Source organism: Clostridium simiarum, assembly GCF_018919175.1.
GTDB lineage: Bacteria > Bacillota > Clostridia > Clostridiales > Clostridiaceae > Clostridium_L > Clostridium_L simiarum.
Map to the genome: position 1 here is coordinate 207738 of NZ_JAHLQL010000004.1, position 14228 is coordinate 221965.

Genomic DNA, 14228 nt, shown 5'->3' on the forward strand with positions numbered 1-14228 from the left:
TAATATGGTAAAATTATAAAGAGTATATATATGAAAATAATACTCTTTATTTTTTTATATACAATTATTAGATTGTTACATAAATGGCTTCTTAGTTTCAGGCGTAGTTTAAAAGTTAGAAAGTGTAATCTATGGTTAACCACTATTAACCTAGTTTGAAGAATAGGGTTCATAGACATAGGACAAAATAACTTAAATGATTTTAGGAGGATAATTTTATGAAAACTAAAGGGTTAAATAAGAAAAAAATAATTAAAGAATATGCCTTTATTACCTTTGGAATTATATTAGTTGCTATTGCAGTAGAATATTTTTTTATACCTAATAATATTGCGGAAGGTGGGGTGGCAGGATTATCTATAGTCATTCATAATTACCTACCTAATATTTCAGTAGAAGCTATGACCCTTATATTAAATTTAATATTATTTATAGTTGGATTTTTGGTATTAGGAGGAAGTTTTGGATTAAAGACCATATATTCAGCTTTAAGTTTATCTGTTATCATGTGGATAATAAAAAATCTATTTAATCCTATGTCGCCAACAAATGATCTGCTTTTAGCTACCATATTTGGAACTTTGATAACAGCTACAGGTTTGGCCATAGTATTTAACCAAAACTCTTCTACAGGAGGAACAGACATAATAGCTAAAATTATCAACAAGTATCTACACTTAGATATAGGTAAGGCTTTATTTTCTGTGGATATCTTGGTAGTGTTGGCAGGAGCTCTCACTTTTGGTTTTGAAATAGGTATGTACGCTTTTTTAAGTGTAATCCTTAATGGAAACATTATAGACTCTGTTATAGATGGATTTAATGCTTGTAAACAAGTTATGATAGTAACAGAAAAGCATAAAGAGATCAGTGAATTTATAATGAAAGATTTAGAAAGAGGTTGCACAATTTTTGAAGGAAAAGGAGCTTATAGCTCGAAATATAATAGTGTGCTCTATACGGTTTTAGGTAGAAGGGAGTTTATAAAACTTAAAAATTTTATAAAGGAAAGTGATCCAAAGGCGTTTATAACAGTGAATGAAGTTAAGGAGGTATTAGGAGAAGGATTTAGAGAAATGTAATTTCGTTAACAATAAATTAATAAAATATTTTTTTTACAAAAAGTAAGCTTGTGTTATAATATTTGTAGTCTAATAATATAAATTGCAGAAAATTCACATAAGGGGTTGTAGGTATGATTGAGTTTAAGAACGTAAGTAAAACTTACGATAACAATGTAAATGCTTTAATGAATGTTGATATTTCTATAGATAGAGGGGAATTTGTTTTTTTAGTGGGACCAAGTGGGGCTGGTAAGTCCACTTTTATAAAAATGCTTATAAAGGAGATTGATCCTACTAAAGGTGAGATAATAATAAATGGTACTAATATAACTAATGTAAAGAAAAAAGAAGTTCCTTATTACAGAAGAAAGATTGGAATGGTTTTCCAAGATTTTAGATTGATACAAAATCTTAATGTATATGAAAATGTTGCTTTTGCTATGAGGGTTGTTGAAGCTTCTGAAAAAGAAATCAGAAGAAGAGTTCCTACAGTATTAGCATTAGTAGGTCTATCAGACAAATATAAGATGTTTCCAAATGAACTTTCAGGAGGAGAGCAACAAAGGGTATCCCTAGCAAGAGCTATGGTTAATAACCCATCTCTGTTAATTGCAGACGAGCCTACAGGAAACTTGGATCCGGAAACAGCTATGGAAATAATGAATATATTAGATGATATAAATAAAGCTGGCACTACGATTTTAATGGCAACTCACGCTAAGGATATAGTTGATACTATGAAAAAGAGAGTTATAGCTATTGAAAAGGGAAGTATTGCAAGAGATGAAAAGAGAGGTAGGTACGGTTATGAAAACTAGCACTATTAAAAGTTTTTTTGTGGATGCATTTAAAAGTATCAAAAGAAATAAGACCATAAGTTTTGCATCTATTATTACAGTATCCGCTACACTTTTTATATTTGGTATATTTATTATGCTAGCTTTAAACATAAATAGGTTTGTGGGTGAAGTTGAATCTAAAGTTGAAATAAAAGTATTTTTAAAAGAAGATGTAACTATTTCAGATCAAAAAGCCATTGAAGATAAGCTTAGAAAAACTGAAGGTGTTAAAGAAGTAGCTTATGAAAGCAAAAGTGAAGCCCTTCAAAAGTTTAAAGAACAATTAAAAGAAAATGCAAGTTTATTAAGTGGTTATGATAGTTCAAAAAATCCTATGCCAAGCTCTTTTGTGGTAAAGCTTACTACACCAGAGGCAGCAGAGAGTGTTGGACAAGAAGTTACTAATATGAGTGGTGTAGATGAAATAGGAAATGATGAGGACCTTGTAAAAAGTATAATAACCATATCTAAGAGTGTGAAATGGGCAGGGATAATATTATTTATAATTCTTGTAGGAGTTTCTTTATTCCTTATTGGAAATACAATAAAGCTTACAGTTTTCTCAAGAAGAAGAGAGATAGGTATAATGAAATTTGTTGGAGCCACTGATTGGTTCATAAGATGGCCTTTTATAATAGAAGGTATGACAATGGGTGTGTTTGGTGCTTTAATAGCGGATGTACTTCTATATTACATTTATAGGTTAGGTTTTATTAAGATAACGGAATCCCTTATGACAGCTCAAATGGTTTCACCAAACTACATAATTAATCCAATGCTTTGGGCCTTTATTTTATCAGGGATAATAATAGGTGCCCTAGGAAGTATAATATCTTTAAGAAAATTCCTTGATGTTTAATGTTTAATTTTATGGCTCTGTTTTTATAATTAAAAAACAGAGCCATAAAATTATTTATGAATATTATCCTTTTAGCATACACTATATAATAAACTATTGTAAATTAATATGTAGATGCTTTTGCATTAAAGAAAGGATGTCTTGTTTTATGAGTTTAAATGAAAAAGAAATAAACGAAAGGTTACCTAAAAACAATAGAAGTTCTGGAAGAGGAAAATGGATAGCGCTAGTTGTAGCTTTATTACTCATAACCAATTTAGGATCTTTTGTTTTAGGAAATAAAATAGCTTTTTCAATTCCCGGGTCTGTAGCTTCTAGTCCTGAATTTGCAGCAGCCATGGAAGGTGTAAAAGATATTGATAAGTTTAAAAAATTATTTCAGGTAAGAGAAATATTGTATAAGTTATATGATGGCCCCATGGAGGATAAGGATCTATTAGAAGGTTCTTTAAAAGGTATGACTGAATCATTAAATGATCCCTATACAGTTTTTATGAATGAAAAAGATTTTTCTGATTTGATGGAAAAAAATGAAGGAGCTTATGTAGGGCTTGGAATTCAAGTAGGTGTTAAAGATAATAAAATAGTAGTAATTTCAGTATTTGATGATTCTCCGGCACAAAAGGCTGGTATAATATCAGGAGATATAATTCAAAAGGTAAATAATATTGATTTAACTGGAAATGATCTTGAGAAAGCCGTATCTATTATGAAAGGCAAGGATAAAACAGAAGTTACGCTAGGGATATACAGAGAAAGCAAAGGATCTTTTGAAGTAAAAGCAAAAAGAGATACTATTAATATGGTTACTGTAAAAGGTGAAATGCTTGATAAATCTACAGGGTATATTCAAATATCTATGTTTGACGAACATACTGGAGATCAGTTTAATAAAAAACTTTCTGAATTAAAGTCTAAAGGAATGAAGGGATTAGTATTAGATCTAAGATCAAACCCTGGTGGACTTTTAAGTGAATGTGTTAAAGTTGCTTCTAATTTTATAGATAAAGGTAAGGTAATAGTATCTACAAAGGATAAGTATGGCGCAGAAGAAAAGTATGAATCTGTAGGTGGAAATTCTATAGGAATGCCACTGGTTTTACTTACAGATGAAGGAACAGCTAGTGCATCAGAAATAGTAGCAGGAGCTATTAGAGATTACAAAGCAGGAACCTTAGTGGGAGAAAAAACCTTTGGTAAGGGAGTGGTACAGAGAGTACTAGACCTTAAAGATGGTACTGGACTTAAAGTAACTGTTTCTAAATATTACACTCCTAATGGAGAAAATATTCATAAAGTAGGTATTGCTCCAGAAATAGAAGTAAAGATTACAGATGAAGTAAGAGAATCCTATAGTAGAGAAAAAGATCCTCAATTCCAAAAGGCTTTAGAGATACTTAAGGATAAGGTGAAATAGGAGGAGTTTATTTAATGAGTATTACGGGATATACATTAAAATCCGTAGCCTTTGCTATTGTAAGTCCATCTTTTGCAATAACCCTTGCCATGCTTGGATTTATGTTCTATAGAAAAAATAAAAGAACTGCTATAATGCAGCAGATGATAATAGGGGAGAGAATAAATTCTCCCCTAGAACTTACAATGTCGCAACTGGTACTTGGCATATTTGCAGGAGCCTTAGCAAGTCTCATGCTCTCTTATTTAGGGGTGATGTTTGGTGAAAATTCAGGTATACACATAATGTTTATATTTTCTGTACTGCTTCTTTTTTTTAACCCAAGATTTATATGTTTTTCATATTCAGGAGCATTACTGGGGATTTTCAGCATAATAATGAACATCATAAAAGATCCATTATCCACTATTTACCCTAATATAGATATGATAACTAAACCATTTTATATAGATATTGCAGCTTTAATGACTTTAGTGGGAGTGTTACACATAGTGGAAGGCCTATTGGTATTGATAGATGGAGATAGAGGAGCCTTACCCATATTTACAAATAAAGAAGGGAAAATAATGGGGGGCTTTGCTCTTAAACGCTATTGGGCAATCCCCATAGCTATATTGCTAATTTTTAATAATGGATCAGTAATAGGAGGAGAAAGTATAACTGCACCAAGTTGGTGGCCCATTGTTAAAGGACCTTTAACTCTTGATATACTAAGCATTGCTATAATAGGTATTATGCCTTTTTATGGTGTTATAGGCTATAATGGAGTAACATTTAGTAAATCTAAGAAAGAGAAGTCTACTAGTTCAGGTATAGGCATATTATTATATGGCGTTATACTTACAGTTTTAGCTCAGCTTGCAAATAAAGGATTTGCGTGGCAGCTTTTTGTTATATTATTTGCCCCTTTAGGACATGAAGTGATGTTAAACGTCCAAAAGCTTATAGAATCCAAGTCAGAGCCAAAGTTTATCAGTGATGAAGAGGGGTTAGTAGTATTAGAAGTTGCTCCAGACTCACCTGCACATAAAGTTGGAATAAGAAGCGGGGACAAGCTTTTAGAAATAAATGATTACAGAATAGAAAATGAGGCTACTTTTTATAGTTTCGTAAATAAGAGTATAACGGATATGAAGGTTAAACTAAAAGATTCAAAAGGTACAATCAAGGAGCTTATGTTAAATAAAATAGAGGGAAAAAGAATAGGCTTAGTGCTTGTACCAAGATTCATGCCAAAAGAAGATGTGATAACTAATATTAGTAATGGGGGATTCAGTGAAATTTTAAATAACCTAAAAAAGCATGAAGATGAAAATCATAAAGAAGACGAAAGTCATAAAAATGAAGAAAATGATAAAGATGAAGAAAAATAGATAATTAAAAGTGGAATGCACTAAAAGGTGGTTCCATTTTTTTATATATATTTCACATTTTTTAGGTTACTATGTTTATTGACAGGGGATAATAATAAGTATAGAATATAATTGACGAACAAGCGTTCAGTTTAATAAAAAGATTTACTTTTAATTAATTCATTATAATTATAAAAATATTGGAGATGATTGTATGGGAGAGTTTAAAATATCCTCAATTTTTAAGCCCACTGGAGATCAACCTCAAGCTATAGATACAGTAGTAAAGTCTATTAATGAGGGTAATAAGTTTCAAACCTTGCTTGGAGTTACAGGCTCAGGGAAAACTTTTACCATGGCTAATATAATTGAAAAATTACAAAAACCTACATTAATTCTAGCTCACAATAAAACCTTAGCAGCTCAGTTATGTTCTGAATTCAGAGACTTTTTTCCTAACAACTCAGTGGAATATTTTGTTTCTTATTATGATTACTATCAACCAGAAGCTTATGTGGCACAAACAGATACTTATATAGAAAAGGATGCTTCCATAAATGATGAAATAGATAAATTAAGGCACTCTGCTACTTCAGCTTTATTTGAAAGAAGAGATGTTATAATTGTAGCTTCTGTTTCTTGCATCTATGGATTAGGTAATCCTGATGAATACAAAAAGCTTACAATTTCATTGAGACCTGGAATGTTAAAGGACAGGGATGAAGTGATCAAAAAACTAGTGGAAATACAGTACGAGAGAAATGAAATTGACTTTGCCAGGGGAACTTTTAGGGTAAGGGGCGATGTGTTAGATATAATTCCTGCCTCATCTAATAATAAGGGCATAAGAATAGAGTTTTTTGGAGATGAAATAGATAAGATAAAAGAATTTGATGTGTTAACAGGAAACATATTATCAGAGAGAAATCACGTATCTATATTCCCAGCGTCTCACTTTGCTACATCTCATGAAAGATTGGAAGTAGCAATAAATCAAATAGAAGAAGAATTAGAGATAAGATTAAAAGAACTTATATCTCAAGACAAGCTTCTGGAGGCTCAAAGATTAAGGCAAAGAACAAATTTTGATATAGAGATGATAAGGGAAATGGGGTATTGTAGCGGCATTGAAAACTATTCTAGGATATTAGATGGAAGGGTTCAAGGGACAGCTCCTAAAACTTTAATAGATTATTTTCCAGAAGATTTTTTGCTTTTTATAGATGAAAGTCACGTCACATTACCGCAGGTTAGAGCTATGTATGGAGGGGATAGATCTAGGAAAGATTCCTTAGTGGATTATGGATTTAGATTACCCTCTGCCTACGACAATAGACCCTTAAAGTTTCAAGAATTTGAGAAAAAATTAAATCAGGTTCTCTTTGTTAGTGCTACTCCAGGCCCTTATGAATTAGAGCACTCATTAAGTGTTGCAGAGCAAATAATAAGACCTACAGGACTTTTAGATCCAGAAATAGTAGTTAGACCAGTTAAGGGACAGATAGATGACCTTTATGGAGAAATAAAAAATACTATTGAAAAGGGATATAGGATTTTAGTTACCACTCTTACTAAAAGAATGGCAGAAGATCTTACTAAATATCTAAAAGAACTTAATATAAAAACTACCTATCTTCACTCAGATATAGATACCATAGAGAGAATGAAGATTATAAGAGATCTTAGAAAAGGTGAGTTTGACGTATTAGTAGGTATAAACCTTTTAAGAGAAGGGTTGGATATTCCAGAAGTTTCATTGGTAGCTATATTAGATGCAGATAAGGAAGGCTTTTTACGATCGGAAACTTCATTAATTCAAACCATAGGAAGAGCTGCAAGAAATGTAGATAGTAAGGTTATAATGTATGGTGATACCATTACTAAGTCTATGAAAAGAGCCATAGATGAAACTAATAGAAGAAGAGCTATACAGATGGAGTACAACGAAGAGCATAACATAATTCCGACTTCTATTAAAAAAGAGGTTAGAGATATAATTGAGACTACTAAGGTAGCAGAAGAAAAATCAGAATATGAAAGCTTGGAAGAAGCTATTCAAGCTAATAAAGAAAATGTAGAAAAGCTTATAGAAAAATATGAGGAAGAGATGAAGGAAGCTTCAAAGAATCTACAATTTGAAAGAGCAGCGGAGCTTAGAGATATAATATTTAAACTTAGAAAAAAGAAAAAATAGTGACTTGGTAAAAATAAGGAGAGTTTATTATGCATGATAAAATAGTTATAAAAGGGGCAAAAGTTCATAATCTTAAAAATGTGGATTTAGAGATACCAAGAGATAAGCTGGTAGTGTTTACGGGACTTTCAGGTTCGGGTAAATCGTCTTTAGCCTTTGATACCCTTTATGCTGAGGGCCAGAGAAGATATGTTGAATCCTTATCTGCTTATGCAAGACAATTTTTAGGTCAGATGGATAAACCAGATGTAGAGTACATAGAAGGACTATCACCAGCAATTTCCATCGATCAAAAAACTACCAGTAGAAATCCACGTTCTACAGTAGGAACGGTAACAGAAATATATGATTATTTGAGACTGTTATATGCTAGAGTAGGAATTCCTCATTGCCCTAAGTGTGGAAAAGAAATAACTCAGCAATCTGTAGATCAAATGGTAGATAAAATTATGGAGCTACCTGAGAGAAGTAAAATTCAGGTGTTGTCTCCTATAATTAGAGGAAGAAAGGGAACCCATGAAAAGATATTGGAAAATATTAAAAAGAATGGTTTTGTAAGAGCTAGAGTAGATGGAAATATGATTGAACTTACAGAAGAAGAGGTAACCCTTGAAAAGAATATAAAGCATAGTATAGAAGCGGTAGTAGACCGTTTGCTTATTAAAGAAGATATAAGAAGTAGGCTATCAGACTCTATAGAAACTGCATTAAAACTTTCAGAGGGATTAGTTATTATAGATGTAATAGGAGAAGAAGAACTTTTATTTAGTGAAAAATTTGCTTGTGCAGATTGTTCCATAAGTATAGACGAATTAGCACCTAGACTTTTTTCCTTTAACTCACCTTATGGAAAGTGCGATAAATGTGATGGTCTGGGAACTTTAATGGAAATAGATGAAAACCTAGTTATACCAGATAGAAGTAAAAGTATAATGGAGGGTGCCATAGCCCCTTGGGGAGAGGGTCGCTTAAAGGAAGATTCATGGACTTATAGTGTATTGCAGGCTCTAACTAAGAAGTTCAAGTTTAAACTTGATACACCTATAAAAGATCTTCCAAGTAAGGTGGTAGATGTATTATTATATGGTTTAAAAGGAGAAAAACTTAAAGTTCATTATGAAAAAGAATTTTCTACAGGGGAATTTAATCATAATTATGAGGGAGTTATAAACTCTTTAAGAAGAAGGTATATGGAGACAAATTCTGATTATATAAAGTCAGACATAGAGCAGTACATGAGCGATAATCCTTGTCCTAAATGTAAAGGAGCTAGATTAAAGCAGGAGGCTTTAGCGGTTACTGTAGGTAATAAAAATATACAGGAATTTTGTAAGATGCCTATAAGAGATGAGTTAGATTTTATAACTTCAGTGAGTATGTCTGAAAAAAATAAAATCATAAGTGATCAAATCATAAAAGAAATAAAGAGTAGGTTAAAATTCCTTCTAGATGTTGGTTTAGATTATCTTAATCTGTCTAGAAATGCTGGAACTTTATCTGGAGGAGAAGCTCAAAGGATAAGATTAGCTACTCAAATAGGCTCTAGCTTAATGGGTGTACTTTATATATTAGATGAGCCTAGCATAGGACTCCATCAAAGGGATAATGATAAATTAATTGCAACACTTAAGCACCTAAGAGATTTAGGAAACTCCTTAGTGGTGGTAGAACATGATGAAGATACCATAAGAGAGGCTGATTTTGTAGTAGACATTGGGCCAGGAGCAGGAGAACACGGTGGAGAAATAGTAATTGCAGGAGATTTGGATACAGTAAGAAACTGTGAAGGATCTATAACAGGACAATATTTAACAGGTAAGAAAAAGATAGATATTCCAAAGGAAAGAAAAAAAGGTAATGGAAACTTTATAAAGGTAAAGGGAGCTAAAGAAAATAATCTTAAAAATGTAAATATAGATATACCATTAGGTACATTAACTTTAGTTACTGGAGTATCTGGGTCAGGAAAAAGTACTTTAATTAATGAAGTTGTATATAAAGGCCTTAATAAGATGATAAACAATGCAAAGGTATATCCTGGAGCACATAAAGAGATTTTAGGTCATGAGAATATCGACAAAATAATAGCTATAGATCAAAGCCCTATAGGAAGAACTCCTAGATCTAATCCAGCTACTTATACAGGGGTATTTGACATTATAAGAGAAGTTTTTGCAAATACTCAAGAATCAAAAATGAGAGGCTATAAGCCAGGGAGATTCAGCTTTAATGTAAAAGGTGGAAGATGTGAAGCGTGTAGCGGTGATGGTATTATAAAAATAGAGATGCAGTTTTTATCTGATGTATACGTGCCTTGTGATATATGTAAAGGAAAGAGATACAATAGAGAAACATTAGAGGTGAAATACAAGGGGAAAAATATAGATGAAATATTAAATATGACAGTAGAGGAAGCCTTAAATTTCTTTGAAAATATACCAAGAATAAAAAATAAGATGCAAACTCTATATGATGTAGGACTTGGATATATAAGATTAGGTCAACCTTCAACACAACTTTCAGGAGGAGAAGCTCAGAGGATAAAATTAGCCTATGAGTTATCTAAAAGGAGTACTGGAAAAACTTTATATATTTTAGATGAACCAACTACTGGTTTACATATAGATGATGTAAGTAGATTAATTTCTATACTTCAAAGGTTAGTAGAAGGAGGAAATACAGTAGTAGTAATAGAGCATAATTTAGATGTGATAAAATGTGCAGATCACATAATAGATCTTGGACCGGAAGGTGGAGAAAAAGGAGGAACCATAATAGCAAAGGGAACTCCAGAAGATATAGCAGCAAATAAAAAATCCTATACAGGACATTATTTAAAGAGGATACTTTCTTAAATAAAGTAAAAAAACATGTAGAAATAATAAGGCTATTAAACTATAAAAGATCTCTTAAATCACAATTAAAAGACGACTTAGTCGTCTTTTTTTATCCAATGACTGCCCACTCTAATACTTCCATCTTCTTCAAAGTGGGAATAAAGAGCGGCTACATCCTTGGATAACTATTTCTAAGCTTTAGAGGGAGTAAAAACTCCATCTAAAGGCAAGAACTCTGTTTATCTCATTACTTTACTACAACGGGCACTTTTAATCACTTGGACAAGTCTTATAGGATTTAGTACACATAAATTATACTTAAAGCCAAGAATCCCTTAATGAAGGTTATTAACATAAAATTCATAGAACCGTGATATAATATTTAAAATCCATGGTCATAAATAATTAAAATGACGTATAATTGTATAGGGGAATTAAATCGCAAATTATCAATCAATAGTATTAAGTGGAATTATATTATTGTAATAATATTAATTAAGATAAGAGGTGAAAATATGAGATTTAATAGACTTTTTGGACTTCTATTTACCATTATATTTATTATTATTTTGTATGTAATAATATTTTTAGCATTAAAGATAATGTATAAAGATGTGAAAAATGGAGGGAGGAAAAAGAAACTAAAGAAATCTCTAGGACTTGAAGTAGAGGATCCGGGAGAAAATAATTCATTGAAAAAGGGAAGTGTAATCCCTATTAGAGGACCTATTACTATAGGGAGAGCAGTAGACAACAATGTAATATTGTCAGATCAATATGTTTCAGGTTCCCATGCAAAGTTCTATGTGAAGAATGATAACTACTTTTTACAAGATTTAAAAAGCACTAATGGAACTATGCTAAATGGGGTAAAAGTAAATGGTGCCATAGAAGTACAGGTAGGAGATGAGATTAAAATAGGCACAGTAACATTTAGGGTTATTGGCTAGTGAAAGTTTTTATTTCGCATAAAAGAAGGTGGATATATGAATAGTATTAAAGATGAGAGAAAGCTTTTAGGGCTTACTTATTTATTGTGTATAGCATTTTTTGTTAATCTAGGTTTTTTAAAAGAACCTTTTGACAAAGGTGCATTAATTATGGGAGCTGTTATATGCCTTCTTATAGGGTATGCTTACTTTATTGTAAGAAAATTTTTCCCTGATGGAGATAAATTTATACTTATTTTTGTATGTTTATTATCTGTTATTGGTATTGCTATGCTTTATAGATTAAAACGTAGTGATTCTATAAAACAAGTAATTTGGTTTTGTATTAGTATTTCAGTTTATATTTTAGTAGTGGTTTTATTGCCAGACCTTAAAAGTTTTTCTAAATATAAACGTCTATATATGATAGGAACAGTGGTTTTTATGGCCATGGCAACTCTTATAGGTACAACAGTTTATGGAGCTAAAAACTGGGTTATAATAGGACCTATTAGCTTTCAACCTTCAGAGTTTGGTAAATTGTTCCTCACGGCCTATTTAGCCTCATCTTTAAAGGATTATAAAACTTTTAAAGATCTAATAGAGCCCGCTATAATTGTCATGGTATCTCTAGGATTCATGGTTATACAAAGGGACTTAGGTTCTGCTCTTATTTTCTTTGGAATGTCAGTAACTATGCTTTATATAGCTACTTCGAAGCTAAAGTATATTATAGCTACTTTTGTAATGTCTGGCACAGGAGCCTTTGCTAGCTACAATATGTTTTCTCATGTAAGAAAAAGGGTTATGATATGGAAAGATCCTTGGAAGTATGCAAATGATGAAAGCTTTCAGATAGTTCAAGGACTCTATGCAATATCCTCAGGTGGGCTATTGGGGTCAGGCTTAGGATTTGGACTTCCAGGACTAGTTCCAGTAAGGACAACAGACTTTATATTTGCAGTAATTTGTGAAGAATTAGGTATTATAATGGGATTAGGCATTATAATGTTGTATTTTTTACTTTTCTATAGATGTATGAGAGCTGCTATATATGTAGAAGATAAATTTTCTCAACTGCTTGTAGTAGGTTATAGCGCCATGTTAGCAAGTCAGGTGCTAGTTATAATCGGTGGAGTTATGAATGTAATACCACTAACAGGTATAACCCTTCCTTTTGTAAGCTATGGAGGAACTTCTATGCTTACTATGTTTTTTGCTTTAGGCATAATACAAAAGGTTTCAGAGGAGGGATAAGATGAGAAATGTTATTAAAGATGATATATTTGAAAGTATTAAGAAGGTACTAATAGTATTTCTATTATGTTTTTTGGCTCTTATAACTTACATTGCATACTTTACAGCTTTAAAGGCTCCAAACATAGCTAATAAGCCTGAGAATCAAAGGCTTATTGCAAAAAGAAATGAGGTTCTTCGAGGAACTATATATGATAGAAACAAGGAGGCTTTAACTAAAAGTGAAAGAGCAAGTATTACCACTCAAAACAGAGAATATACTGCTGGACCTATGTTTGTTCACGCATTAGGCTATTCAGATATAACCTATGGTATAACTGGACTAGAAAAAGAATATGATGAAGAGCTTATGAGCAGTAGCAGAGTAACTCTAAACTATGAAACTATAATAAATTATTTTAAAAACAAAGAGTTTAGCAAGATATTTGAAAAGGATAAAGAAAAGATTGGTAACGGTGTAGTTACAACTTTGGACTATAATATTCAAAAGGCAGCTTATGATGCTTTAGGTAAGGAGAGAGGATCTATAGTGGTTTTAAATCCTAAAACTGGAGAGGTTCTCGCAATGGTATCTAAACCATCTTATGATCCTAATAACTTAAAGGAGATTTGGAATGATATAGCAACGGATGAAACTAATACACCTATGGTAAATAGAGCAGTAGCTGGACTTTACCCTCCAGGATCTACTTTTAAAGTTTTAACCACAGCTAGTGCCTTAGAGAATATACCAGGCATTACAGAAAAAACTTTTAATGACACAGGGAAGATCGTCTTTAATAGTAAGGAGTCATTAAACAACTTAAATAATGTAGCTTGGGGAAATCTAAAATTAGATGCAGCCTTTAGACATTCAAGTAATGTGGTTTTTGGAACCTTAGCTTTAGATTTAGGTAATGATAAGTTAAAGGAAACAGCGGAGAAATTTTACTTTAATAAAAGTATACCTTCTGATGGGTTCATCATAAATAAAGGAAATTTTCCTAACTTACAAAGCAATGAGAAAGGGCATATAGCCCAAACTGGTATAGGTCAAGGTGCTATTTTATCTACCCCTATGCAAATGGCTTTAGTGGCTGGAACAGTTGCTAATGATGGAGAGATGATGAAGCCTCATCTAGTAAAAGAAATTGTTAATCCAGAAGGGAATAAAATAAGGGATATAAAAGAAGAATCCCTTGGCAAAATTATATCTAAAGATAATTCAGATATAATAAAATCATATATGAGATCAGTTATAACTGGAGGAACTGGTGGACCAGGAGCTTTTGATGGAACTAATGCTGCTGGTAAAACAGGTACAGCAGATTACAAAGATAAAAACGGAAATGACGGTGCTCCACATTCCTGGTTTATAGGTTTTGCACCTTATGAAGATCCACAAGTAGCTATAGCAGTAATAGTAGAAGGTGGAGGAGCCGGAGGAGGAAAGGCAGCAAAAACAGCCGGGACAGTTTTTAAAGCGGCGCTTTTAAAATAA

10 protein-coding genes are annotated in these 14228 nt (G+C 32.1%); all 10 read left to right on the forward strand.

What is annotated here, in order from left to right; all coding sequences use genetic code 11:
• Window positions 1–218: 218 nt before the first annotated feature.
• On the forward strand, window positions 219–1082 hold the full coding sequence (locus KQI89_RS12485) for a YitT family protein (protein ID WP_216457343.1): 864 nt from the start codon (window positions 219–221) through the stop codon (window positions 1080–1082).
• A gap of 113 nt (window positions 1083–1195) precedes the next feature.
• The gene (gene ftsE / locus KQI89_RS12490; RefSeq protein ID WP_032122574.1) at window positions 1196–1882 is read left to right on the forward strand and encodes a cell division ATP-binding protein FtsE; all 687 of its coding nucleotides are present in this window, start codon (window positions 1196–1198) and stop codon (window positions 1880–1882) included.
• Entirely contained in the window at window positions 1872–2762 is an 891-nt protein-coding gene (gene ftsX / locus KQI89_RS12495; protein WP_032122573.1) for a permease-like cell division protein FtsX, read from the forward strand. The genes ftsE and ftsX overlap by 11 nt, the downstream gene beginning before the upstream one ends.
• A gap of 148 nt (window positions 2763–2910) precedes the next feature.
• Complete coding sequence (locus KQI89_RS12500; protein WP_216457344.1) at window positions 2911–4179, forward strand: S41 family peptidase; 1269 nt, start codon at window positions 2911–2913, stop codon at window positions 4177–4179.
• A gap of 14 nt (window positions 4180–4193) precedes the next feature.
• Complete coding sequence (locus tag KQI89_RS12505; protein ID WP_216457345.1) at window positions 4194–5552, forward strand: PDZ domain-containing protein; 1359 nt, start codon at window positions 4194–4196, stop codon at window positions 5550–5552.
• 193 nt (window positions 5553–5745) lie between these two features.
• Complete coding sequence (uvrB, locus tag KQI89_RS12510; RefSeq protein ID WP_216457346.1) at window positions 5746–7725, forward strand: excinuclease ABC subunit UvrB; 1980 nt, start codon at window positions 5746–5748, stop codon at window positions 7723–7725.
• Window positions 7726–7754: 29 nt separating this feature from the next.
• Entirely contained in the window at window positions 7755–10580 is a 2826-nt protein-coding gene (uvrA, locus tag KQI89_RS12515; protein WP_216457347.1) for an excinuclease ABC subunit UvrA, read from the forward strand.
• Between the two features lie 497 nt (window positions 10581–11077).
• Window positions 11078–11512 carry an FHA domain-containing protein gene (locus tag KQI89_RS12520; RefSeq protein WP_032122570.1) on the forward strand — a complete coding sequence of 145 codons (435 nt, stop codon included), beginning with the start codon at window positions 11078–11080 and terminating at the stop codon, window positions 11510–11512.
• 36 nt (window positions 11513–11548) lie between these two features.
• Entirely contained in the window at window positions 11549–12748 is a 1200-nt protein-coding gene (locus tag KQI89_RS12525; RefSeq protein ID WP_216457348.1) for an FtsW/RodA/SpoVE family cell cycle protein, read from the forward strand.
• A gap of 1 nt (window position 12749) precedes the next feature.
• Window positions 12750–14228 carry a peptidoglycan D,D-transpeptidase FtsI family protein gene (locus KQI89_RS12530; RefSeq protein ID WP_216457349.1) on the forward strand — a complete coding sequence of 493 codons (1479 nt, stop codon included), beginning with the start codon at window positions 12750–12752 and terminating at the stop codon, window positions 14226–14228.

Bases quoted from the DNA above. Each gene is read 5' to 3' on its own strand.
- uvrB (WP_216457346.1), top strand. From the start codon at position 5,746: ATGGGAGAGTTTAAAATATCCTCAATTTTTAAGCCCACTGGAGATCAA.
- KQI89_RS12500 (WP_216457344.1), top strand. From the start codon at position 2,911: ATGAGTTTAAATGAAAAAGAAATAAACGAAAGGTTACCTAAAAACAAT.
- KQI89_RS12520 (WP_032122570.1), top strand. From the start codon at position 11,078: ATGAGATTTAATAGACTTTTTGGACTTCTATTTACCATTATATTTATT.
- KQI89_RS12525 (WP_216457348.1), top strand. From the start codon at position 11,549: ATGAATAGTATTAAAGATGAGAGAAAGCTTTTAGGGCTTACTTATTTA.
- KQI89_RS12485 (WP_216457343.1), top strand. From the start codon at position 219: ATGAAAACTAAAGGGTTAAATAAGAAAAAAATAATTAAAGAATATGCC.
- ftsE (WP_032122574.1), top strand. From the start codon at position 1,196: ATGATTGAGTTTAAGAACGTAAGTAAAACTTACGATAACAATGTAAAT.
- KQI89_RS12530 (WP_216457349.1), top strand. From the start codon at position 12,750: ATGAGAAATGTTATTAAAGATGATATATTTGAAAGTATTAAGAAGGTA.
- ftsX (WP_032122573.1), top strand. From the start codon at position 1,872: ATGAAAACTAGCACTATTAAAAGTTTTTTTGTGGATGCATTTAAAAGT.
- KQI89_RS12505 (WP_216457345.1), top strand. From the start codon at position 4,194: ATGAGTATTACGGGATATACATTAAAATCCGTAGCCTTTGCTATTGTA.
- uvrA (WP_216457347.1), top strand. From the start codon at position 7,755: ATGCATGATAAAATAGTTATAAAAGGGGCAAAAGTTCATAATCTTAAA.